General features: G+C 67.2%; 21 protein-coding genes. 11 read left to right on the top strand and 10 right to left on the bottom strand.

Annotated elements, in window-relative coordinates:
• Positions 1-7 precede the first annotated feature (7 nt).
• The gene (locus tag FK527_RS07690) at positions 8-1,738 is read right to left on the bottom strand and encodes an AMP-binding protein (protein ID WP_144731985.1); all 1,731 of its coding nucleotides are present in this window, start codon (positions 1,736-1,738) and stop codon (positions 8-10) included.
• A gap of 545 nt (positions 1,739-2,283) precedes the next feature.
• Here FK527_RS07690 and FK527_RS07685 point away from each other — a divergent pair.
• The gene (locus FK527_RS07685) at positions 2,284-3,411 is read left to right on the top strand and encodes an AraC family transcriptional regulator (protein ID WP_425460423.1); all 1,128 of its coding nucleotides are present in this window, start codon (positions 2,284-2,286) and stop codon (positions 3,409-3,411) included.
• A gap of 124 nt (positions 3,412-3,535) precedes the next feature.
• Here FK527_RS07685 and FK527_RS07680 read toward each other — a convergent pair whose 3' ends face one another.
• Positions 3,536-4,915 (bottom strand): sigma-54 interaction domain-containing protein, encoded by a 1,380-nt coding sequence (locus tag FK527_RS07680; protein WP_144731978.1) that lies wholly within the window; start codon positions 4,913-4,915, stop codon positions 3,536-3,538.
• Positions 4,916-5,253: 338 nt separating this feature from the next.
• Here FK527_RS07680 and cydP point away from each other — a divergent pair, with 338 nt between their 5' ends.
• From cydP to FK527_RS07645, 7 genes are all read left to right on the top strand, one after another.
• Positions 5,254-5,514: a cytochrome oxidase putative small subunit CydP gene (gene cydP, locus FK527_RS07675; protein WP_144731975.1), complete on the top strand. Its 261-nt coding sequence runs from the start codon at positions 5,254-5,256 to the stop codon at positions 5,512-5,514.
• 4 nt (positions 5,515-5,518) lie between these two features.
• The gene (locus FK527_RS07670) at positions 5,519-7,075 is read left to right on the top strand and encodes a cytochrome ubiquinol oxidase subunit I (RefSeq protein WP_114484066.1); all 1,557 of its coding nucleotides are present in this window, start codon (positions 5,519-5,521) and stop codon (positions 7,073-7,075) included.
• A 36-nt stretch (positions 7,076-7,111) separates the two neighbouring features.
• A complete protein-coding gene (cydB, locus tag FK527_RS07665) occupies positions 7,112-8,248 on the top strand; it encodes a cytochrome d ubiquinol oxidase subunit II (protein WP_144731972.1) in 1,137 nt (378 codons plus the stop codon).
• A gap of 34 nt (positions 8,249-8,282) precedes the next feature.
• On the top strand, positions 8,283-8,405 hold the full coding sequence (gene cydX, locus FK527_RS07660) for a cytochrome bd-I oxidase subunit CydX (protein WP_114484064.1): 123 nt from the start codon (positions 8,283-8,285) through the stop codon (positions 8,403-8,405).
• Positions 8,406-8,436: 31 nt separating this feature from the next.
• Positions 8,437-8,805 (top strand): cyd operon YbgE family protein, encoded by a 369-nt coding sequence (locus FK527_RS07655; RefSeq protein WP_144731969.1) that lies wholly within the window; start codon positions 8,437-8,439, stop codon positions 8,803-8,805.
• A 192-nt stretch (positions 8,806-8,997) separates the two neighbouring features.
• Positions 8,998-10,134 carry an NAD(P)/FAD-dependent oxidoreductase gene (locus FK527_RS07650; protein WP_144731966.1) on the top strand — a complete coding sequence of 379 codons (1,137 nt, stop codon included), beginning with the start codon at positions 8,998-9,000 and terminating at the stop codon, positions 10,132-10,134.
• Positions 10,135-10,270: 136 nt separating this feature from the next.
• Complete coding sequence (locus tag FK527_RS07645; RefSeq protein ID WP_144731963.1) at positions 10,271-10,477, top strand: type II toxin-antitoxin system HicB family antitoxin; 207 nt, start codon at positions 10,271-10,273, stop codon at positions 10,475-10,477.
• Positions 10,478-10,585: 108 nt separating this feature from the next.
• Here the strand turns inward: FK527_RS07645 and FK527_RS07640 are convergent, their stop codons facing one another.
• The 6 genes from FK527_RS07640 to mnmG form a co-directional block, all read right to left on the bottom strand.
• On the bottom strand, positions 10,586-11,362 hold the full coding sequence (locus FK527_RS07640; RefSeq protein ID WP_144731960.1) for a class I SAM-dependent methyltransferase: 777 nt from the start codon (positions 11,360-11,362) through the stop codon (positions 10,586-10,588).
• 100 nt (positions 11,363-11,462) lie between these two features.
• Positions 11,463-12,479: a ParB/RepB/Spo0J family partition protein gene (locus FK527_RS07635; protein WP_144731957.1), complete on the bottom strand. Its 1,017-nt coding sequence runs from the start codon at positions 12,477-12,479 to the stop codon at positions 11,463-11,465.
• A 15-nt stretch (positions 12,480-12,494) separates the two neighbouring features.
• Entirely contained in the window at positions 12,495-13,037 is a 543-nt protein-coding gene (locus tag FK527_RS07630) for an RBBP9/YdeN family alpha/beta hydrolase (RefSeq protein ID WP_144731954.1), read from the bottom strand.
• A 74-nt stretch (positions 13,038-13,111) separates the two neighbouring features.
• Positions 13,112-13,882, bottom strand: a complete 771-nt coding sequence (locus tag FK527_RS07625; protein ID WP_144731952.1) for a ParA family protein — start codon at positions 13,880-13,882, stop codon at positions 13,112-13,114.
• Between the two features lie 41 nt (positions 13,883-13,923).
• Positions 13,924-14,619: a 16S rRNA (guanine(527)-N(7))-methyltransferase RsmG gene (gene rsmG, locus FK527_RS07620; protein ID WP_144731949.1), complete on the bottom strand. Its 696-nt coding sequence runs from the start codon at positions 14,617-14,619 to the stop codon at positions 13,924-13,926.
• On the bottom strand, positions 14,616-16,616 hold the full coding sequence (gene mnmG, locus FK527_RS07615) for a tRNA uridine-5-carboxymethylaminomethyl(34) synthesis enzyme MnmG (protein ID WP_144731946.1): 2,001 nt from the start codon (positions 16,614-16,616) through the stop codon (positions 14,616-14,618). Before mnmG ends, rsmG begins: the two co-directional genes overlap by 4 nt.
• Before the next feature lie 266 nt (positions 16,617-16,882).
• Between mnmG and FK527_RS07610 the strand changes: the two genes are divergently transcribed.
• Both FK527_RS07610 and gstA read left to right on the top strand, forming a co-directional pair.
• A complete protein-coding gene (locus FK527_RS07610) occupies positions 16,883-18,310 on the top strand; it encodes an FAD-binding oxidoreductase (protein WP_144731943.1) in 1,428 nt (475 codons plus the stop codon).
• 186 nt (positions 18,311-18,496) lie between these two features.
• On the top strand, positions 18,497-19,105 hold the full coding sequence (gene gstA / locus FK527_RS07605; protein ID WP_144731940.1) for a glutathione transferase GstA: 609 nt from the start codon (positions 18,497-18,499) through the stop codon (positions 19,103-19,105).
• Positions 19,106-19,111: 6 nt separating this feature from the next.
• Here gstA and FK527_RS07600 read toward each other — a convergent pair whose 3' ends face one another.
• Positions 19,112-20,461 (bottom strand): YbfB/YjiJ family MFS transporter, encoded by a 1,350-nt coding sequence (locus tag FK527_RS07600; protein ID WP_246072709.1) that lies wholly within the window; start codon positions 20,459-20,461, stop codon positions 19,112-19,114.
• A 169-nt stretch (positions 20,462-20,630) separates the two neighbouring features.
• Between FK527_RS07600 and FK527_RS07595 the strand changes: the two genes are divergently transcribed.
• Entirely contained in the window at positions 20,631-21,734 is a 1,104-nt protein-coding gene (locus tag FK527_RS07595; protein WP_144731937.1) for an alkene reductase, read from the top strand.
• An 83-nt stretch (positions 21,735-21,817) separates the two neighbouring features.
• Here the strand turns inward: FK527_RS07595 and FK527_RS07590 are convergent, their stop codons facing one another.
• Complete coding sequence (locus FK527_RS07590; RefSeq protein WP_144731934.1) at positions 21,818-23,383, bottom strand: methyl-accepting chemotaxis protein; 1,566 nt, start codon at positions 23,381-23,383, stop codon at positions 21,818-21,820.
• Between the last annotated feature and the right edge of the window lie 121 nt (positions 23,384-23,504).

Here is a 23,504-nt window from a genome sequence, read left to right as displayed (position 1 = left end):
TTTCTCATCAGGCGGTGCGGGCCTCTTGCAGTCCGAGCTCCTGCTGCATGGCCTCGCGGATTTTGAACTTCTGGATCTTGCCCGTCACCGTCATCGGAAACTCGGGCACGAAGCGAATGTAACGCGGCACCTTGTAATGCGCGATCTGCCCCTTGCAAAACGCGCGCACCTCGTCCTCGCTGAGCGTCTGGCCGGGCTTGAGCACGATCCAGGCGCACAGCTCTTCGCCGTATTTGGGGTCGGGCACGCCCACCACCTGCACGTCCTGCACCTGCGGCATGCGGTAGAGGAATTCCTCGATCTCGCGCGGATAAACGTTCTCGCCGCCGCGGATCACCATGTCCTTGATGCGCCCGACGATGTTCACGTAGCCCTCGGCGTCCATGGTGGCCAGGTCGCCCGTGTGCATCCAGCCCTCGGCGTCTATGGCTTCGCGGGTTTTCTCGGCGTCTTCCCAGTAGCCGTGCATGACCGAATAGCCGCGCGTGCACAGCTCGCCCGACTGGCCCGGCGGCACGATGGCGCCCGTGTTGGGGTCGATGATCTTCACCTCCAGGTGCGGCTGCACCTGGCCCACGGTAGAGACGCGCTTGTCCAGCGGCGTATCGACGCTGCTCTGGCAGCTCACGGGGCTGGTTTCGGTCATGCCGTAGGCGATGGTGACCTGCTCCATGTGCATGTCGCGCACCACGCGCTCCATCACCGCGGTGGGGCAGGGCGAGCCGGCCATGATGCCGGTGCGCAGCGTGGAGAGGTCGAACTCGGCAAAGCGCGGGTGGTCGAGCTCGGCGATGAACATGGTGGGCACGCCGTGCAGCACGGTGCATTTTTCGTCCTGCACGGTCTGCAGCACCGTGAGCGGCTCGAAGGCGTCGTTCGGGTAGATCACCGTCGCGCCGTGCGTGAACGCGGCCAGGTTGCCCAGCACCATGCCAAAGCAGTGGTACAGCGGCGCGGGCACGCACAGCCGGTCGGCGGGCGTGAGGCGCATGCACTCGCCCACGAAAAAGCCGTTGTTCAAAATGTTGCGGTGCGTCAGCGTCGCACCCTTCGGAAAGCCCGTGGTGCCGCTCGTGAACTGGATGTTGATGGGCTCCGTCGCGCGCAGCTGCGCACCAATGGCCGAAACGCGCACATCGGCAGCATCACCGCGCGCAAGAAGCTCTGAAAAGCGTAGCATGCCGGGCTCGTGCACGGCTTTTTGGTGCGGCGCATCTATCCACACCACGGTGTGCAGGTGCGGCAGCTGCTGCGCTTCGAGGCGGCCGGGCTCGCCGTGCGCCCACTCGGGCGCGAGCTCGCGCAGCATGCCCAGGTAGTCGCTCGTCTTGAAGCGCGCCATGGTCACGAGCGCCTTGCAGCCCACCTTGTTGAGCGCGTATTCGACCTCGGCAGTGCGGTAGGCCGGGTTGATGTTCACGAGGACCATGCCCACCATCGCGGTGGCGAGCTGCGTCAACACCCATTCGACGTTGTTGTGCGACCAGATGCCCACGCGGTCGCCGGGCTGCAGGCCCAGCTCGAGCAAGGCGCTCGCCAGGCGCCGCGCCTCGGTCTGCAGCTCGCGGTAGGTGTAGCGGCGGCGCTGGTGCACGCTGACCAGCGCTTCATGGTCGGGCTGGCGCGCGGCCACGGCGTCGAACAGCGCGCCTATGGTTTGCTCGATCAAGGGCACATCGGTCGCGCCGCGCGCGATGCTGGCCGTCAGGGGAGTAAGGGTGGCAGAACTTGCTGGCATGGATGTCTCCTAAAAAAAACCCTGGAGCACGGCATCAAGGAACAAACAAACGACCAACCGGCCCGGGGCAGCAAGAACCTGTTCATGGTCTTTTCATGGGGTACGCATGGCAGCAAACGGTCACGATCTAGGCGCCCGGCGCCGCCCATGCTGGCGGCCTGGGCAAGGCGGGCAACAACGAGCGTGGCCGTTTGCTGCCATGCCCTTCGGGTTGCCCCGCAAAGGCAGCGTCTGCGGCGTTGCCCATCCTCGCCGCACATCGGTGCGGCTTGCGGTGCGCGCCTTGCATCCACTGCCTTTGCGGGGCAACGTACCCCATGAAAAGACCATGAACAGGTTCTAAAGGATAGTGCGCCTGCGCGCACCCCGTGTGCCACAATGGTTGCAAATCGTGCCAACCGTGCACTGCCATGCCCCCGCCCGATCCCGCCTCAGCTCCAGCCCAACCCCCGCGCGCCCGCAGCCCAGGAGCCTGTCGGACTTTGGGCGTCGATAGCGAGAATGCGCCCCGGCGAGGCCAGTTTTTGCCGGATTCGCCGCCGACGATTCCAACGTCCTACAGGCTCCCAGCCAAAACCCCCGTCGCCGCCACGCCCATCGCCTTCGTGCGCGCGATCGCGCTGGCCTACGCGCAGCGCGGCCTGAGCCCGGCCCAAGCCCTGGCGCAGGCACAGATCGCCCCCGAGCTGCTGCAGCGCGACGACGCGCGCATCACCGCCTGGCAGATGGAGCGCATCTCCGAAGCCGCGATGCGCGAGCTCGACGACGAGGCGCTGGGCTGGTTCGGCCGGCGCCTGCCCTGGGGCAGCTACGGCATGCTCGCGCGCGCGAGCAACGGCGCCGCGAGCCTGGGCGTGGCGCTGCGCCGCTGGTGCCGCCACCACGGCCTGCTGACCGACGACATCGCGCTTGCGCTGCAGGCAGACGGCCCCGTGGCCACGCTCGGCATCACCGAAACGGGCCGCGGCATCACGCCCGCGCTGCGCGAGTTCTGCCTCGTCTCGGTGCTGCGCAACGTCCACGGGCTCGCCTGCTGGTATATCGATTCGCGCATTCCGCTGCTGGGCGCACAATTTACCTTTGCCGCGCCGCCGCACGCCGACGCCTACGCGGTGCTCTTTCCGGGCCCGGTGGCTTTCGGCGCCGAGCGCACGGCCTTGCACTTCGATGCGCGCTACCTCGCGCTGCCGCTGCGCCGCGACGAGGCTGCGCTGTGCCAGATGCTGCAGCACGCACTGCCGCTCACCGTGCGGCAATACCGGCGCGACCGCCTGCTCGTGCAGCGCGTGCGCCAACTGCTCGGCGCGCCCGGCCCCCTGCCAACATCGCTACAAACTTCGGAGCAAGCGAGCCCGCTCGGCGCGGTGCCCACGAGCCAGTCGCTGCCACCGCTGCCCATGCACAGCGCCGAATCGCTCGCCGCGCTGCTGCACCTCTCGCCGCGCACGCTGCACCGCCAGCTCAAGGAAGAAGGCGCGACGCTGCAAGGGCTCAAAGACGAGGTGCGCCGCGCCCGTGCGCTCGAGCTGCTGCACCGCAGCCGCCGCTCCATCAAACAAGTCGCCGCCGCCGCGGGCTTTGCGAATGAAAAGAGCTTCATCCGCGCCTTCCGCACCTGGACGGGCCAATCGCCGGCGGAGTTTCGGCGGCGGGGAGAGCGGGGAAATGGGTGACGGTGGAAATTGGGGTCAGATTCCAATTATTGGGGAGCTCTTTGGACTCAGGGAGAAAATAATTGGAATCTGACCCCAATTTCCCAAAAAAGCGCGCTGGGGGCGAAGCCCGGCAGCCCGCCGTTCATGCTGGCCCGCGCAGCGCGCGCAGGCGCCGGTAGAGCGTGCGCTCGCTGATGCCCAGGCGCGCAGCGAGTTCGGCGCGTGGGCCCGTGTGTTCGGCGAGCAGCAGCGCCCAATCCTGCGCGCTGCGGGGCACGGGCAGAGATGCCGGCGGCAGCGCTGGGGCCAGCGCTGCGGGCACGGATGCTGGCGCGAATGCGGGCATGGATGCTGGCATGGGTGCGCCGGCGGCTGCCGGAACCAGCCCGCAGGCCAGCGCCTGCTGCACGTGCGCGGCCTCGAGCACGGCGGCGTCGCACAGCAGGACGGCGCGCTCGAGCAGGTTGCGCAGCTCGCGCACGTTGCCGGGAAAGGGCTGCGCCTGCAATAGCGCCAGTGCGCCGGCGCTGAGCCGCAGCTTGCGCTCTGCGGCGACGCGCTCAAGCAGCGCCTGCGCGAGCATGGGGATGTCCTCGCGCCGCTCGCGCAGCGGCGGCAGGCGGATGGGGAAGCTGCTCAGGCGATAAAACAAGTCTTCGCGAAAGCGTCCCTCGGCCACCATGCGTGGCAGGTCGCGGTGCGTGGCCGAGACGACGCGGATGTCGGCCTGGCGCAGCTCGGTGCTGCCCACGCGGCGGTAGGTGCCCGATTCGAGCAGGCGCAGCAGCTTGACCTGCATAGCGAGCGGGATGTCGCCCACCTCGTCGAGGAACAGCGTGCCGCCAGTGGCCGCATCGACCAGGCCGGGGCGCGCGTGCGTGGCGCCGGTGAAGGCGCCGCGTTCGTGGCCAAAGAGTTCGGACTCGAACAGCGTCTCGGGCAGGCTGGAGCAATCGACCGGCACCCAGGCGCGCTGCGCACGCGGGCTGGCCTGGTGCAGCGCGCGCGCGACGAGTTCCTTGCCCGTGCCCGTCTCGCCCAGCAGCAGCACCGCCGCCGGTGCGCCCGCCACGCGCGCGAGCAGCGCGAGCATTTGCTGAAACGCGGGCGCGCGGCCTACCAGCCCCTGCTCGGCAGGCTGCACCTGCGCCATCGGCAACGTGGCCATTTTTTCGACGAAGAGCTGCGGCTGCGCGGCGCTGCCCGAGACGGGGGCGAGCTCGATCTGCACGTATTCCTCCCCGCCTGGCGTATGGTGCAGGTGCAGCACACGCGCGCGCCCTCCGCTCGTGCGCGCCTGCGCGAGCGGGCAGGATTCGCCGGCCAGGTCGCAGGGCTCGGCAAAGTGGTGCGAAACCTCGTAGCACGGGCGCCCCAGCACGCCCGCGGCCGCGCCGAATTTGCGCCGGTATGCGGCATTGGCCGCGCGGATGCGGTAGTGCGCATCGAGCACGATATGCGGCTCGGGCAGTTCTTCGAGAAAGGCCACGAGTTCGGGCGCGGGCGCGGGCGTGGGTTCCATGGCGGGCTTTCTGGATCTGGACTTACGCAAACAAGGGTGCAGCGAGGTGCTTTGCCATGGGGCGAACGCCTTGCCTCACCCCGATGTGCGTAAGCCGTGTGCACAATGGGCGCAAACAGGCGGGCGGTACCGCGGCGGCTGTCAAGACGCAGCCGCAGGAGCCCATGGTCTGCCAATTTTCTGCCAGTTCTCTGTCAAATGGCGGTCAATGTCTGCCAATGTGCGGCCAAAGTTCTGTGATTGACAGGGCATGGGTGGCATGGCTTGATGTAAGTCATTGAATTCTCGAGAGACAAGCCCTGCCTTGCCGCTGGCATGGCAATTGCCATACGAATTACATGACCCGCGCAATACCATTTTCCCGCGCTGCCGACCGCCGGCTGCTGCGCCAGTTGACCGTGGCGGTGCTGCTCAAGCTGCTGGTGCTCATCGCGCTGTGGTGGTTTTTCGTGCGCGAGCAGCGTGTGGCGGTAGATGCCGCTGCCGTGGCCGCGCAGCAAGTGCCGTCGGGGCTGACCACCGATGCGGCCACCGATGCGGCCACCGATGCCGCCCCCAGCGCAGCGGGCACGATGCTTTCAAAGCCTTCCAAGGAGTGACTCTATGGTTTCCGAACAACTCGTGGATTTATCGCGGCTGCAGTTTGCTGCCACCGCGATGTATCACTTTCTTTTCGTGCCGCTCACGCTGGGCATGGTGTGGCTGCTGGTCATCATGGAGAGCGTCTATGTAATGACCGGCAAGGTGGTGTGGAAGGACATGACGCGCTACTGGGGCAAGCTGTTTGGCATCAACTTTGCGCTGGGCGTGACCACAGGCATCACGCTGGAGTTCCAGTTCGGCACCAACTGGGCGTATTACTCGCACTACGTGGGCGACATCTTCGGCGCGCCGCTGGCGATCGAGGGGCTGATGGCGTTCTTCCTCGAATCGACCTTCATCGGCCTGTTCTTCTTCGGCTGGGATCGCCTCTCGCGCACGCAGCATTTGCTCGTGACGGTGCTCATGGCCGTGGGCACCAACCTTTCGGCGCTCTGGATTTTGATAGCGAACGGCTGGATGCAGAACCCGGTGGGGGCCGAGTTCAGCTTCCAGACCATGCGCATGGAGATGACGAGCTTCTGGGACGTGGTGTTCAACCCTGACGCGCAGGCCAAGTTCGTGCACACGGTGTCGGCCGGCTACGTCACGGGCGCGATGTTCGTGCTCTCGATCTCGGCCTGGTATTTGCTGCGTGGGCGCGACGTGGAGTTTGCCAAGCGCAGCTTTCGCGTGGCGGCGGCTTTTGGCCTGGCCTCGGTGCTCAGCGTGATCGTGCTCGGCGACGAGTCGGGCTACACCGTGGGCGAGGCGCAGCAGACCAAGATGGCCGCGCTCGAAGCCATGTGGCACACCGAGCCCGCACCGGCGGGCCTGAAGGTGATCGCTGGCATCAACGAGGCCGAGGCGAAGAACGACTGGGAAATCGAAATCCCCTGGCTCATGGGCCTGATCGGCACGCGCTCGGTGAGCAAGCAGATTCCCGGCATCGCCGAGATCAAGGAGCGCAACCGCGCGCGCATCACGCAAGGCATCGTCGCCGTGAACGCGCTCGAAGCGCTGCGCAAAAATGCGCACGACACCGTGGCGCTCAAGGTGTTCGAGGCGCACAAGGCTGACCTGGGCTTTGGCCTGCTGCTGCGCAAATACGTCAGCGACGTGAACCAGGCCACGCCCGAGATCATCGAACGCGCGGTGAACGACACCATTCCGCGCGTCACGCCCATGTTCTGGACCTTCCGCATCATGGTCGGGCTGGGCTTTTTGATGCTCGCGCTGTTTGCCGCGGCCTTCTGGAGCACGCTCAAAGGTGAGTGCATGCGCAAGCGCTGGCTGCTCAAATGGGCCCTGTTCATGCTGCCCGCGCCCTGGATCGCGTGTGAACTCGGCTGGTTCGTGGCCGAGTACGGGCGCCAGCCGTGGACGATTTACGGCGTGCTGCCCACGCACTTGAGCGTGTCCACGCTCAGCGTGCAAAGCCTGTGGGGCTCGCTCGCCGGCTTCGTGGGTTTTTACACCGTGCTGCTCGTGGTCGAGATGTTCCTGATGGTCAAGTACGCGCGCCTGGGGCCTGGCAGCCTGGGCACGGGCCGCTACGCCAACGAGCCCGTCCATGCCTGAGCCGCAGATGGGCCTGACGAACCAAGGAGAAAACGCATGATCGACTATCCAACCCTCAAGATCATTTGGTGGCTGCTCGTGGGCGTGCTGCTGCTGGGCTTTGCCGTCATGGACGGCCACGACATGGGCGTGGGCACGCTGCTGCCCTTCGTCGGCAAAAGCGACCTGGAGCGGCGCGTGGTCATCAACACCATAGGCCCGCACTGGGACGGCAACCAGGTGTGGTTCATCACCGCGGGCGGCGCGATCTTTGCCGCCTGGCCGCTCGTGTATGCCACGGCCTTCAGCGGCTTTTACTGGGCCATGCTCGCCGTGCTGTGGGCGCTGTTTTTTCGCCCCGTGGGCTTCGACTACCGCAGCAAGATCGACAACCCAACCTGGCGCAAGACCTGGGACTGGGGCCTGTTCGTCGGCGGCGCCGTGCCGCCGCTGATCTTCGGCGTGGCCTTTGGCAACCTGCTGCAAGGCGTGCCGTTCCAGTTCGACGCGCAAATGGTGCCGAGCTACAGCGGCAGCTTCTGGCAGCTTCTCAACCCGTTCGCGCTGCTCGCGGGCGTGGTCTCGAGCGCCATGATCACCATGCACGGCGGCGCCTACCTCGCGCACCGCACCGAGGGTGCCATCCAGGCGCGCGCCATCCGCGGCGCCACGGGCGCGGCTATCGTCATGGTGCTGGCCTTCCTTGCGGCAGGGTTCTGGCTGCAATCCATCCCGGGCTACAAGATCACCTCGCCCATAGACCCCGGCGCCATGCCCGACCCGCTGACCAAGACCGTGGTGCGCGAGGCCGGCGCCTGGATGGCCAACTACGCGCGCCAGCCGCTCTTGTGGCTGCTGCCCGCGCTAGGCGTGGGCGGCGCGCTGCTCACCACCATGCTGCTGCGTGCGCGGCGCACGCTGTGCGCGTTCGTCACCTCGGCGCTCGCGCTGCTGGGCGTGATCGGCACCGCGGGCGCGAGCATGTTCCCCTTCGTGATGCCCTCGAGCAGCATGCCGGCCGCGAGCCTGACGGTGTGGGACAGCGTCTCGAGCCATCTCACGCTGGGCATCATGTTCTGGGCCACCGTGATCTTCATGCCGCTGATCGTGCTCTACACCGGCTGGGCCTACAGCGTAATGCGCGGCAAGGTCACCGCCGCGTACATTCGCGAAAACGAACACGGCGCCTATTGAGCCCCGCCATCTCCACCCAAGGAAGGAAAAAAACATGTGGTACTTTGCCTGGATGCTGGGCGTCGGCTTTGCCGTGCTGCTGGCCATTTTGAACGCCATGTGGGGCGAAAACGAAGAGGCGCGCAACGCCTCGCATGCTCCTGATTCAGAAGCTTGAAGCGCTTGCCCCAGCTGCGTTAGGTGCCTAAATGACTGAAAATTCTCTGAAAGCCGACGGCGCACCGACGGCCGCACAGACCAATGCACATACGGGTGCGAAGGAGGATGCGCAAGAGCGCCCGCTCCAGCCCGAGCCTGCCGGCACGCGCCTGCACTGGCCCTGCCTGCTCGTGGGGCTGGCCATCATGCTCGGGGGTAGCGCCTACCCGCTGCTGTTCACCGACGCCGCGGGCCGCGCCGACCATGGCCTGGCCATGCTGCTGCTGTGGGCCATGAGTGCGGGCCTGGTGCGCGGCGTGGGCTTCGTGCCGCGCGCCTGGCCGTGGCGCGTGCTGTTTTCGGGGCCGGCCTGTACGCTGGCCTTGGGGCTGGCCGCGGCGCTTCGTTTTATGCTCTAGGAGCCTGTCGGACTTTGGAATCGTCGGCTGCGAATGCGCCGCAGCGGCCCACTTTTCACCGGCTTCTTGCCCCATAGTCCCGCTATGGGGCGGCGAATCCGGCAAAAACTGGTCTCGCTGAGGCACATTCTCGCTTTCGACGCCCAAAGCCCGACAGGCTCCTAGCTCCAATTTTTCTACCGCCTCGATACCATGACCCAGCCTCCTTCGATCTGCATTCTTGGCGCGGGCTTTGGCGCGCTCTCCACGGTGCGGGCGCTGCGCCGGCTCGCGCCACAGGCCCGCATTACGCTGGTGGCGCCACGCGCCGAGCTGCATTACCTGCCGGGCAGCATCTGGATTCCGAGCGGGCTGCGCCGGCGCGAGCAGTTGGTGGTGCCGCTGCAGGGCTTTTTTGCGCGCATGGGCGTGCAGCACATGGCCGCCGAGGTGACGGGGCTGCAGGACGGCGGGCGCGTGGTACACACGAGCGCGGGCGACGTGGCCAACGATGCGCTCGTGATCGCGACGGGCGGGCGCTTCATCAAAAAGCTGCCCGGCATAGAGCACGCGATCGTCCCTTGCGAAGGCATCGCCGCGGCCGAGCAAATACGCGAGCGCCTGCGTGCGATGCGCGGCGGCACCATCGCCATCGGCTTTGCCGGCAACCCGAACGAGCCCAGCGCGATGCGCGGCGGGCCGATGTTCGAGTACCTGTTCGGCCTCGACACGCTGCTGCGGCGCGAGGGCCGGCGCGCGCAGTTCGAGCTCGTGTTCTTCAACCCCTCGACCGAGCCGGGCGCCCGCCTGGGTGGCAAGGCCGTACCGCGCCTGCTCGCGCTGATGGCTGCGCGCGGCATACGCACGCACCTGGGCCACAAGCTGCGCGGCTTCGAGCCGCAGCAGGTGCTGACCGAGGGTGGCGCGATCGCAGCCGATTTGATCCTGTTCATGCCCGGCATGACGGGCAACGCCTGGTTCGACCAGACCACGCTGCCGCGCTCGCCCGGCGGGCTGATCCAGGCCGACGCGCAGTGCCGCATACCTGGCTGGGAGCATTGCTACGTGGTGGGCGACTCGGGCAGCTTTCCGGGCCCCGACTGGATGCCCAAGCAGGCGCACATGGCCGACCTGCAGGCCGCGGCCGCCGCGCAAAACCTGCTCGCGGGCCTGCGCGGCGCACCGCAGACCGCCACCTTCAAGGTCGAGCTCGCGTGCATCATCGACTCGCTGAGCCACGGCACGCTGATCTGGCGCACGCCCGAGCGCAACATCGTGCTGCCCCCGCTGCGCCTCATGCACTGGGCCAAGCGCGCGTTCGAATGGAAGTATTTGCGGCAGTATCGGTGAGGGCGGGCTCTGCTTGCGGGCTGCTGGCCTTGTGGCAGTCGCTTGGGGTATCTGTGTGATGGTTCGGATACCGCAGCGGCGAGCGACGACCGATGCCAGTAAGTGAGAATGCACTTTTGCGCCAGGAGAAAAACCCATGGAACTCACAGCAATCCTGACCCCCGCCGAAGAAGGTGGCTACGTCGCCTTGAACCCAGAGACTGGCACGACCACGCAAGGTGAGACGGTGGAAGAAGCCATTGCCAACTTGCGCGAGGCTACGGCGCTCTACTTATCCGAGTTCCCAATGGACGTGAAAGGCCATCCGCTGATCACCACCTTCAGCGTGGCCGAGCATGCCTAAGTTGCCACGGGTCTGAAATTGGCGGGCGCGAGGGATGCCGCGTCGTCAAGACTTTCTGAGACATTTCGCCATTGAGGCCTTATGCAGAAAGCGTAACGCGCTCCCGTTTCAGGAGTTTTCGGGTGCTGGCATGCTGTCTGCACCCGCTTGTGCAGACCGCAACGGCAAGCGGTAAATCCACAGCATGCGCCCACCTGCCGTGCGCAAACGCGCGCTGGGCGAAACCGCGGGAATGGCGAAATCCAGGCTCACGAGCCAGCTGCCGGGTGCCATCTCGGCCTGCGCTTTGGCGGCGGCGCGGGCCATGGATTCGGGGCGCTGAAACAGATAAACGAGCTGGTACGCGCCCCAATGGGCTTGCCACATGTCGCCGCGCTGCACGCTCGCCCAGGGGCAGCGGCGCGCGCACAGCGCGTGCAGCAATCGGCTGCGCTCGATACCATGAATGCGCGCCAAAGGGTAGGCTTGCGCGAGCGCCCACAGGCCGTGGCCCAGGCCGCAGCCGGCGTCGAGCACCGCAGCACCGGGTTCGAGCGGCGCGTGCGCGGGCAGGTGCAGCAGCGCCCCTTCCGACGTGGGAAACAGGGGTGCGTCGCGCCAGGCGTGCAGCGGATAGACGAGCAGCAAGGCACCCAACGGCAGCAGCCAGGCCCAGGGGGCGAATGCCAATGCTCCACTGAGTGCGAGCGCGAGCGGAAAGCCCACAGCGATGAGCGCGCGCCGCCACCAGTTGTTGCCGAGCACGCTGGCCAGCACGCCGAACGCACACGCTGCAAGCAGCGCGGGCGTGGGCGCCATCCAGCGCTGCAGCTGCGTGAACAGAATCCATGCGCCAAGCCAGCTGAGGAGTGCCGGCAGGGGCCAGGGGAGCAGGCGCGACAGCATGGTGGGGGTTGCGGTGGCGAAACGCGGATGCGCGGCGGCAGCTAGCAGCGGAAGGTTGAGGCGCGGGGCGGAACGCCTGGGGCTCGCGTTGCTCCGCCTCTCAGCCCTGCCCGCCGCGCAGGCGCTCTAGCAAGCCGTCGAGCGCGTCGAGCGAGCCGAAGGAAATCGCGAGTTCGCCCGCGGCGCGTTTTTTGAGGCGTATCGTCACCGTGGCCATGAGCAGGTCGGACAGCTCTTGTTCCACGTGCAACCAGTCGCCCGATTTTTGCGGCGCGCGCGTTGCGGCCGGGGTGGCGTCGGCGGCAGTGGCCAGCTTTTTCACGAGCGCCTCGGCCTCGCGCACCGAGAGCTTTTTTGCGGCGATCTGGTGGCCCGCGGTGATTTGCGTGGCGCGGTCGAGCGCGAGCAGCGCGCGCGCGTGGCCCATGTCGATGTCGCCGGCCATGAGCAGGGTTTGCACGGGCTCGGCGAGGTTGAGCAGGCGCAGCAGGTTGCTCGCGGCGCTGCGCGAGCGCCCCACGGCCTGCGCGGCCTGCTCGTGCGTGAGGCCGAATTCGCTCACCAGGCGCGCGAGGCCCTGCGCCTCTTCGAGCGGGTTCAGGTCTTCGCGCTGGATGTTTTCGATCAACGCCATCACCGCCGCGGCTTCGTCGGGCACGTCGCGCACGAGCACGGGCACTGCATCCAGGCCCGCGATGCGCGCAGCGCGCACGCGCCGCTCGCCCGCGATGATTTCGTACCAGGGGCCGCTGTAAGAGCCCGTCACCTCGGCCTGCGGCGCGGCTGCGCCCTGCCCTGCGCCGTCAGCCATACCAACATTGGTAGCCGCCATCGCGCCGGCGGCGCTGCGCTGCGCGGCAAGGCGCTCTTGCGCGCGTGCATCGGCCAGCGGGCGCACGAGCACCGGCTGCATCACGCCCTGCGCGCGGATGCTCTCGGCCAGCTCGTAGAGCGCGCCTTCGTCCATGCGCGTGCGCGGCTGGTAGGCGCCGGGCAGCAGCGCGGCCAGCGGCAGGCTCGCGGGCTGGCCGGCGGCTTCTTGGGGCGCTTCGCCGAGCGCGGGGCCGAGCAGCGCCTCGAGGCCGCGGCCCAGTCCTTTGGGTTTTTTCGTGACCATGGTGGAAATAGTTCTTCAGACCGCCAGTAAAGAATCGAGCAAGGCCTTGCCCGCGGGCCAGGCTCCCAGCCCGGATTCAGCGTTGATGTGGCCGCAGGCGCCGTGGTCGATCAGGCGCGCGCCCCAGTCGGCTGCGAGCGCCTGCGCGCGCGCAAAGCTGCAATAGGGGTCGTCGCGGCTGGCCACGAGCCAGCTGGTGAAAGGCAAAGGCTTGCGCGCCATCGGCGCCCAGCCGGGCAGCTGCGCGGCAAGTTCGGGCTGCTCCACGTCGCCCGGGGCGACGAGCAGCGCCGCCTGCACGCGCACCGTGTGGCGCGAATGCGCGGCCCACCAGGCCGTGAGGATGCAGCCCAGACTGTGCGCCACCAACACCACCGGCGCGGGCGCATCCAGCACGCATTCTTCGAGCCGCGCCGTCCAGTCGCCGCGCAAGGGGCGCTGCCAGTCGTGCTGCTGCACGCGCTGGTAGCCGTAGCTCCGCTCCCAGTGGCTTTGCCAGTGATCGTCCCCCGAGCCTTGCCAGCCCGGCAGCAGCAGGATATGCGGAGATTGCTTCATCTTCAATAGCCGCCAGCGCTTGATGGATAAGGGCTGGAGGCCAATTTCGTTGTGATTTCTGATAGCCCGGCGGGTCACAGGCGCTGCACGCGCGCGACCATCTCGCTCGCAAATGCGACGAATGCCTGGCTGCCCTTGGCCGCGGGGTCGAACACCACGCCGGGCTGGCCGTAGCTCGGTGCCTCGGCCAGGCGCACGTTGCGCGGGATCACGGTGTCGAACACCTTGTCGCCAAAATGCCCTTTGAGCTGCTCGCTGACCTGCTGCTGCAAGGTGATGCGCGGGTCGAACATCACGCGCAGAATGCCGATGATCTGCAGGTCGGGATTGAGCTTGGCGTGCACCTGTTTGATGGTGTTGACCAAGTCGCTGAGCCCTTCGAGCGCGAAGTATTCGCATTGCATGGGCACGATCACACCGTGCGCGGCGCACAGGCCGTTGAGCGTGAGCAGGCCCAGCGACGGGGGGCAGTCGATGAGCACGAAGTCGTAATCTTGCGCCACCTGCGCGAGCGCGGCCTTGAGGCGGCGTTCGCGCTGCGCAAGCGCGACGAGTTCCACCTCGGCGCCCGCAAGTTCGCGGTTCGCGCCGAGCACGTCGTAGCCCGCCGCAGGGGCGCGCTGCACCGCCTCGCGCACGCCGGCGGATTCGAGCAGCACCTCATAGACCGACAGCTTGAGGCCGCGCTTGTCCACGCCCGAGCCCATGGTGGCGTTGCCCTGCGGGTCCAGATCGACCAGGAGCACGCGTTGGCCGATCTGGGCCAGGCCGGCGGCCAGGTTCACGGTGGTGGTGGTCTTGCCCACCCCGCCTTTCTGGTTTGCGATGCAAAAAATGTGGGCCATGGCGTCGGTCTGCGGCTGGAAATGCTTGCGGGGGCTGAAGTCTAACAAGCCGGGTTTATGCCCGCGACCTGCGCACGCTCGCGCAGCCAGACGATGCAGCGCTCGGCATGCAACCCCGGCACCTGCAGCGGTTCCACGTGAAACACCTCAGCCCAGGGTGGCAGCGTGGCGATTTCGTCTGCCGGGTGCTTGCCCTTCATGGCCAGCCACACACTGCCTGGCCCCAGCGCCGCGCGCGACCACTGCACGAAGTCGGCCAGGCTCGCAAAGGCGCGCGCGCACACCACGTCGTAGCCGCCGCCCTGCTCTGCCTGCAGGGATTCCACGCGCGCGTGCAGGCCGTGCAGGTTCGCAAGCCGCAGGCTCACCGCCACCTGCTGGACGAACGCGGCTTTTTTCGCCACGGTATCCACGCAAGTCACGTCGATTTCGGGGCAACAGATCGCCACGACCACGCCCGGCAGACCGCCGCCCGAGCCCACGTCGAGCAAGCGCGCGGCGCGGCCTTGCGTGTGCTGGCGCAGCGGCCGGATCACGGCCAAGCTGTCGAGCAGGTGGTGCGTGAGCATCTCTGCCGGATCGCGCACCGCGGTGAGGTTATAAACCTTGTTCCACTTTTGCAGCAGATCGAGGTAGGCCAGCAGCTGATCGACTTGCGCCGCGCCGAGATCAAGCTGCAAAGTTGCCGCGCCCGCCAGCAGCGCTTCGCGCAGGTCCGCGCGCGCCGGCGCGCTCATGCGGCCTGCCCGTTCGATGCGGTTTCTGCTTCGTCCCCAGTCGCGCGCGCCTCGGCAGCAAAGCCTTTGAACCCGCCTTTTTTGAGATGCACGAGCAGCAGCGAAATCGCCGCGGGTGTGATGCCCGTGATACGCGAAGCCATGCCCAGGGTCTCGGGCCGGTGGCGCATCAGCGCCTGACGCGCCTCGAAGCTCAGCGCGCTGACCTGCATGTAGTCGATGTCGGCGGGCAGGCGCAGCTTCTCGAAGTACGCGGCACGCTCGACTTCGGTTTTTTGCCGGTCGATGTAGCCTGCGTACTTCGCGGCGATTTCGACCTGCTCGATCACGGGCGCGCTCAGCTCGCCCAGCGTTTCACGTGAAACCTCGCTGCTCGCGTACTTGCCGCCATCGAGCGACATCAGGGCCTCGTAGCCCACGTTCGGGCGGCGCAGCAGCTCGAACAGGTTGTATTCGCGCTCTATCGCCTTGCCGAGCACGCGCTCCGATTCTTCGGCCGGCAGCACGCGCGGGTTGACCCAGGTGGATTTCAGGCGTTCCGTTTCACGTGCCACGGCGTCGCGCTTGCGGCAAAACGCGTCCCAGCGCGCGTCATCGACCAGGCCCATGCGCCGGCCTGCTTCGGTCAGGCGCATGTCGGCGTTGTCTTCACGCAGCTGCAGGCGAAACTCCGCGCGGCTCGTGAACATGCGGTAGGGCTCGGTCACGCCCTTGGTGATCAGGTCATCGACGAGCACGCCCAGGTAGGCCTCATCGCGCCCCGGCAGCCAAGGCGCCGCGCCCTGGACCTGCAGGGCCGCATTGATGCCCGCAAACAGCCCTTGCGCGGCCGCTTCTTCGTAGCCCGTGGTGCCGTTGATCTGCCCCGCGAAGAACAGCCCGCGGATCTGGCGCGTCTCGAAGTTGCTCTGCAGTGCGCGCGGGTCGAAGTAGTCGTACTCGATCGCGTAGCCGGGGCGCAAAATGTGCGCGTTTTCCAGCCCCGGCATGCTGCGCACCATCGCGAGCTGGATGTCGAACGGCAGGCTGGTGCTGATGCCGTTGGGGTAAAACTCGTGCGTGCTCAGGCCCTCGGGCTCGAGGAAGATCTGGTGGCTTTCCTTGTCTGCAAAGCGGTTGATCTTGTCCTCCACGCTCGGACAGTAGCGCGGGCCCACGCCCTCGATCTTGCCCATGAACATGGGGCTGCGATCGAAGCCGCTGCGGATGATCTCGTGCGTGCGCGCCGTGGTGCGCGTGATCCAGCACGGCAACTGGCGCGGGTGCATCTCGGGCCGGCCCATGAAGCTGAACACCGGCACGGGCTTGTCCTCGCCAACGCCGCCTGGCATGCCGTCGCCGGGCTGCTCCTCGCACTGCGAAAAGTCTATCGTGCGCCCGTCGATGCGCGGCGGCGTGCCGGTTTTGAGGCGCCCTTGCGGCAGCTGCAGCTCCTTGAGCCGCGCCGACAGCCGCAGCGCAGGCGGATCGCCCGCGCGGCCCGCGGGGTAGTTGTCCAGCCCCACGTGGATGCGCCCGTCGAGAAAGGTGCCCGCCGTGAGCACCACGGTGCGCCCGCGAAAGCGTATGCCCACCTGCGTCACCGCGCCGACCACGCGATCGCCTTCGAGCATCAGGTCATCGACGGCCTGCTGGAACAGCCAAAGGTTCGGCTGGTTTTCGAGACGGCGGCGTATCGCTGCCTTGTAGAGCACGCGGTCGGCCTGCGCGCGCGTGGCACGCACGGCCGGCCCCTTGCTCGCATTGAGGATGCGAAACTGTATGCCCGCCTCGTCAGTGGCCAGGGCCATCGCGCCGCCGAGCGCATCGACCTCTTTCACGAGATGGCCCTTGCCTATGCCGCCTATGCTGGGGTTGCAGCTCATCTGCCCGAGCGTCTCGATGTTGTGCGTGAGCAGCAGCGTCTGGCAGCCCATGCGCGCCGCGGCCAGCGCGGCCTCGGTGCCCGCGTGGCCACCGCCGACGACGATCACATCAAATTCCTGGGGGTACAACATGCAAACACTCCGAGGCCAAAGCAAAATGAAAAGCGGCCCGTCAATTCTTGAGAAGGAAGCGAGACAGCGGCGGTAAATGGGTGCAAATGCCGCTTTCGCAACCGGGCCGCGATTTTCCCACCTTTGCATGGTCGTAGCGTGGGGATTGGCCTTGGTTTCACGTGAAACGCATGCTGTATGCGCCGCCAAAAACCCATCCAACACGCCCCGCGCCACTGATGTAATCTGTGCGCTTGCCGTCATCAACCCCGAAAAGGAGACACGCCATGAACGCCCCGAACTCCATCGCCCACCTCTTGCCCGAAGTGCACCAGCGCCCCGTGCCTGCGGCCTTTCTCGAAGCGCTGGCCGCGCGCTTTGGCCCCGAGCAGCTCTCCACCGCGCTGGCCGTGCGCGAGCAGCACGGGCGCGATGAATCCGCCTTCGACGTCCCCCCGCCCGCCGCCGTGCTCTTTGCGCAAAGCACGCAGGACGTGGCCGACACCGTGCGCCTCGCGAGCGAACACGAAGTGCCTGTGATCCCTTACGGCGCGGGCTCCTCGCTCGAAGGCCACCTGCTTGCCGTGCAAGGCGGCATCAGCCTGGACGTGAGCCGCATGAACCAGGTGCTTTCGATCGATGCCGACGATCTCACCGTGACGGTGCAGCCGGGCATCTCGCGCAAGACGCTCAACGAAGCCGTCAAGCACACGGGCCTGTTCTTTCCCATAGACCCCGGCGCCGATGCGAGCATAGGCGGCATGTGCTCCACGCGCGCAAGCGGCACCAACGCCGTGCGCTACGGCACCATGCGCGAAAACGTGCTCGCGCTGCAGGTCGTCACGCCGAGTGGCGAAGTCATACGCACCGGCACGCGCGCCAAAAAGAGCAGCGCCGGCTACGACCTCACGCGCCTGTACGTGGGCAGCGAAGGCACGCTGGGCGTGATCACCGAAGTCACGCTGCGCCTGTACCCATTGCCCGAGGCCATTTCCGCCGCGATCTGCTCCTTCCCCAGCGTGGAGGCCGCCGTGCGCACGGTGATCCAGACCATTCAGCTGGGCGTGCCGATCGCGCGCGTGGAACTGATAGACGCCCAATCCGTCGCCTGCCTGAACCGCTACAGCAAGCTCACTTTGCGTGAAGAACCCTTGCTGCTGATGGAATTCCACGGCACGCCCGCGAGCGTCCAAGAGCAGGCGCAGACCGTGCAGGGCATCGCGCACGAATTCGGCGGACAGGACTTCGAATGGGCCGTCACGCCCGAGGAGCGCACGCGCCTGTGGTCGGCGCGCCACAACGCCCTGTTTGCGGCCTTGCAGTCGCGCCCCGGCGCGCGCCCCATCAACACCGACACCTGCGTGCCCATCAGCCGGCTCGCGGACTGCATCCTCGAAACCATTGCCGAGGTCGAAGCCAGCGGCATCCCCTACTTTTTGGTCGGCCACGTGGGCGACGGCAACTTCCACGTCGGCTTTCTGATCGACCCCAAGGTCCCGCAGGAGCGCGTGATCGCCGAAGACCTGAACCACAAGCTCGTCGCGCGCACGCTGCGCATGGGCGGTACCTGCTCGGGCGAACACGGCGTGGGCCTGCACAAAATGGGCTTTTTGCTCGACGAGGCCGGCGCCGGCGCGGTGGAGGTCATGCGCAGCATCAAGCGCGCGCTCGACCCGAAGAACATCATGAACCCCGGCAAAATTTTCAGCATGTGAGGCCGGCGCCTGAAATACTATTGAAATAGTAGCTGCTAGCGCTTGCTACATAAGCGCTAAAGCCCAATTTCTCATTAAACTGCGCAGCGCGCCTACGCTGCCCCGTGCATACACCTCGCGCCAGCAGAGTTTCGCCCAACCGCATAACATCGCAGCCCCTCAATCACACAATCAAGGAGTCCCTTCATGAAGCTTTACTACAGCCCCGGCGCCTGCTCGCTATGCCCGCACATCGCACTGCAAGAGGCCGGCCTGCCGTTCACGCCCATGCTCACCAGCCTGCAAAGCCACAAACTGCAGGACGGCACCGACTTCTACACCATCAACCCGCTGGGCTACGTGCCCGTGCTTGAGCTCGACAACGGCGAGCGCCTGCGCGAAGTCGGCGTCATCGTGCAATACATCGCCGACCAGGTGCCCGGCAAAAACCTCGCGCCGGCCAACGGCACCATGCCGCGCTACCGTCTGCAAGAGTGGCTGTCCTTCATCTCGAGCGAGCTGCACAAGAGCTTCGGCCCGCTGTTCAAACCCGGTGTGCCCGACGAATACCGCGCGCAAGTGCGCGAGCAGCTGCAAAAGCGCCTCGCCTGGGTCAACGGCGAACTCGCGGGCAAGGACTACCTGCTCGGCGCGCAGTTCAGCGTGGCCGACTGCTACCTGTTCACCGTGTTGAGCTGGACGGGCTTCGTCAAGTTCGACATTTCCGGCTTCGCCAACCTGCAGGCCTACCAGGCCCGCGTAGGCGCACGCCCCGCCGTGCAGGCCGCGCTCAAGGCCGAGGGGCTGCTGAAGTAAGCTGCTTCAGGCAGGCACTTGCCCCAGTGGCTTTTGGCGTGCCGCGAGCAGCGCGCCAAGCCACAGCGCGCAGGCCGAAAACACCAGGCCGCGCGCCAAGCCGCCGGGCCCGTCGGCAATCCAGCCGACCACCGTGGGCCCGACGATCTGCCCCGCCGCAAACACGATCGTGAAGGCGCTGATGCCCAGCGCCCAGCGCGTTGGCGGCAGGTTGTGCCGCACCAGCGCCGTGGTCGAAGCCACGACCGACAAAAACACCCCGCCAAACAGCAGGCCCGAAGCCAGCACCACGGGCCACCACGCCGTGAGCGCCGGCAGCACCGTGGCCACACCCAGCAGCGCGTTGAGCAGCGCAAGCGCCCCGCCGCCCTTGGCACGGTCGAGCAGGCCCGCCCAGATGCGCGAAGACAGCAGCACCGCGAGCCCGAGCAAAGCGTAGAACACAGTCACCGCCGCCCCGCTCGCCCCCTGCTCGCGCAGCAGCGCGACGACGAAGGTCATGTAGCCTATGTAGCCCACGCCGAACAAGGTGTAGCCCGCGAGCGCCGGCGCCAATGCCCGCCAGCGCAGCGGCGCCGCGTCCGACGCGCCCCCGGCGGCCGTAGCGGACGCCGGTTCTTGCGGGCTGGCGGCCGCAGCGGACACCGGTTCTTGCGGGCTGGCGGACGCGGCGGACGCCGGTTCGTGCGCGCCTGCAGGCATCTGCTGCGGCTGCGGCGCGCTGGCCCCAGTGGCCGCCGCGGGTGCTGCGTCCAGGCCGCGCAGCACGCGCGCAGGCCAGCGCAGCAGCGCCGTGGCGAGCGCGCACACACCCGCGAGCGCCCACCAGGCCCAGGCCCACGCATGCGGCCCTGGCGCGCGCGCCAGCACTGCGGGCACGAGCAAGGCCGACGCGCTGATGCCCCAGCCCGCACCGCCGTAGTAAAGCCCCAGCAGCAAACCGCTGCGCCGCGCATGCAAGCTGCCCAGCCGCGCCGCCAGCAGCCCGCCCGTCACGAACACCAGCGCACTCGCCACCCCTGCGAGCAGGCGCTGCGCGAGCAAAGGCGCGGGCGTGACGAAAAAACCGCTGAGCGCCATGAACAGCGTGGCCAGCACGCTGCCCGCGAGCAGCAGCGTGCCCGGCGCGAGGCGCCGCAGCAAAAGCGGCGTGGCCAGCGCGCCCAGCAGGTAACCCAGCGCATTCGCAGTGTTCATGGCCCCTGCGAGCGTGTAAGACCAGCCGAGGTCGGCGCGCATGGGCGGCAGCATCAGCGCATAGGCAAAGCGCGTGATGCCCAGCGACACCGCCGCGCCCAGCGACAAGGCCACGGCCAGCCACAGCGCGGTGCGAAAAGAAAGGTTCTCAGTCTGCATGGGCGCCATCATGCGCAAAATCGCGCACGCCTGCAGCCGTACCCATGGCAGTGGATTGTCACGTGCAAAAAATGCAATGCCCGACCGCAAACACGACGCAATCCATCCGCATTAGCATCGGGCCCTGCTTCATTCCACGACTTGTCATCCCCAAAGGAGAAACCGCACCATGCCCACCTTGTTCGACCCCGTGCAAGCCGGTGAGCTGCACCTGGCCAACCGCATTGTCATGGCGCCGCTCACGCGCAACCGTGCGCCCGGCGCCGTGCCCACGCCGCTCATGGCCGAGTATTACCGCCAGCGCGCAAGCGCCGGCCTGATCATCAGCGAAGCCACCGCGATCACGCCGCAGGCACAGGGCTATGCCGACGTGCCTGGCCTCTACAGCACCGAGCAGCTCGACGGCTGGCGGCGCGTGACGCAGGCCGTGCACGATGCCGGCGGCAAGATCGCGGTGCAGCTGTGGCACGTGGGCCGCGTCTCGCACGTCGAGCTGCAGCCCGACTTTCAGGCCCCCGTCGCACCCTCGGCGATCCGCGCGCACACCAAGACCGTGCTGCTGAAAGATGGCCAGCCCGTGTTCGCGGACACCTCCGAACCACGCGCGCTCGACGTCAGCGAGCTGCCCGGCATCGTGCAGGACTACCGCCACGCCGCACGCAACGCCATCGCGAGCGGCTTTGACGCGGTCGAAATCCACGCCGCCAACGGCTACCTGCTCGAGCAGTTCCTCAAGAGCAGCAGCAACCACCGCAAGGACGACTACGGCGGCAGCATCCCGAACCGCGCGCGCTTGCTGCTCGAGGTGACGCGCGCCATCGTCGATGAAATCGGCGGCGGGCGCACGGGCATCCGCCTCTCGCCCGTCACGCCCGCCAACGACATCGACGAGCCGCATCCGCAGCCGCTGTACGAGTACGTGGCCAAGCATTTGGCGCCGCTGGGACTGGCCTACGTGCATGTGATCGAGGGCGCCACGGGCGGCCCGCGCGAACGCCCCGAGCGCCCCTTCGACTACGCGGCCTTCAAGACCGCCTATCGGCAGGCCGGCGGCAAAGGCGCGTGGATGCTCAACAACGGCTATGACAAAGCCGCGGCCGAGGCCGCAGTGGCATCGGGCGCGGCCGACCTCGTGGCCTTTGGCCGCCCCTTCATCGCCAACCCCGACCTCGTGGCACGCCTGCGCCGCAACGCCCCTTTGAACACGCCCGACCAAAGCACCTTCTATGGCGGCGGCGCAAAGGGCTACACCGACTACCCGACGCTGGCTTGAGCCACATCGATCCGCAAATTACAAGCAAAAATGGCTTGCAGCGCAGAATAGGCAAGCACTGCAAGCTATCGATGTGGTAGCACTCAACGCAGCGCCGGCACATCGCTGCCGGCGGCCAGGCGGAACTGCTGCACCACCTGCGACAGGCGTTCGGCCTGCGCGTGCAGCGACTGCGCAGCCGCGGCGGACTGCTCCACGAGCGCGGCGTTCTGCTGCGTCATGTGGTCGATCTCGCCTGCCGCCTGGCTCACCTTGGCAATGCCCGCGGACTGCTCGGTGGCGCCCGCGGAAATCTCACCGATGATGTCGCGCACGCGCTGCACGCCGGCCACGATGTCCTGCATGGCGCGGCCCGCATCCTCCACGTGGCGCACGCCGCCTTGCACTGCCGCCACGCTGCTGTCTATCAGCCCCTTGATGTCGCGCGCCGCTGCCGCCGAGCGCTGCGCCAGGTTGCGCACCTCGCTCGCCACCACGGCAAAGCCCCGGCCCTGCTCCCCGGCGCGCGCCGCTTCCACGGCCGCATTGAGCGCGAGGATATTGGTCTGGAAAGCAATGGAATCGATCAGGCCGATGATGTCGCCGATCTTGCGGCTCGAGGCGGCGATCTCGTGCATGCCCGCCACGGCCTGCTGCACCACAGCCCCGCCCTGCGTGGCCGTGTCCGCCGCCGCACCCACGATCTGGCGCGCCTGCTGCGACGCCGAGGCCGTATGCTCCACCACGCCGGTGAGCTGCGCGATCGAGCCCGCCACCTCCTGCGTGTGGTTGGCCGTCTGTTCGGTGCGTGCCGACAGGTCTTCATTTCCGCTCGCGATCTCCTGGCTCGCCAGGGCAATCGCGCCGCTGGTGTCACGCACCTGCGCCACGAGCGTGCCCAGACCGCGCTGCATTTCGGCCAGGGCGCGCAGCAGGTCGGCGGCTTCATCGCGCTCCTGCGCCGTGATGGTCTGCGCCAAGTCCCCGCCGGCAATCGCCTGCGCCACACGCCGCGCCTGCGCGAGCGGGCGGCAGATCGACTCCATGTTGAGCAGCGTGAGCGGCACCACCACCAGCACCGCGATCACCAGCGCCACGATGAACAGCAAGCGCGTCTGGTCGGCGACCTCATGCTGCTGCTGCACCGCGGCATCGGCCTTGGTGCGCAGCAATTGCGCCATTTCCTGTAGCGATGCATCCAGCGCCTGCGATACGGGGGAGGCACTCGCCCCCCCGGGCTCGACGCCGCCCTGCGCGCCACTCGCCTGCATGCCACCAGCCTGCGCACGGTAGCTCTCCAGCTGTTGCTGGATGCGCTGCGCGAGCGCCTTTTTCGGGCCATCCGTAGCATCTGCCAGCAAAGCCGCCTGCTTTTGCGCCTGCTCCAGTGCGGCGCGCCATGCACTTTGCGCGGGCTGCGCGCTCTCGGGCATGCCAGCCATGTCTTTTTCCTGCCCACGCATCGCGCCCACGGCGTAACGCAGCTGCGCCAGCCGCTCCACGTCGGCGTAAGACTGCGCCAAAAAGTTTTCGCTCAAGGAATAGATGCGCAGCATGCCGTACATCCCCGCGCCACCCACCAGGGCCAGCAGCAACAGCACCACAGCAATGGCGCCGAGCATGCGCAGACGGATCGTGAACTGGCGCATCGTCCAAAACAAGAAATTCATGGCTTGCCTACCTCAGTGTCCGAAAAAGCTGCTTGCGCACCCAGCACGTGCAACAAGATGTTGCAGTGTGCCAGACAATCCCGCCTTTTCTACAACGCAGAGTGCCCTACTCGGGCATGCG

This window comes from Extensimonas perlucida, from assembly GCF_007655255.1.
Classification (GTDB): Bacteria; Pseudomonadota; Gammaproteobacteria; order Burkholderiales; family Burkholderiaceae_C; genus Extensimonas; species Extensimonas perlucida.
Note: the sequence above shows the minus strand (reverse complement) of the source record. Positions and strands in the feature narration are given on the sequence as shown.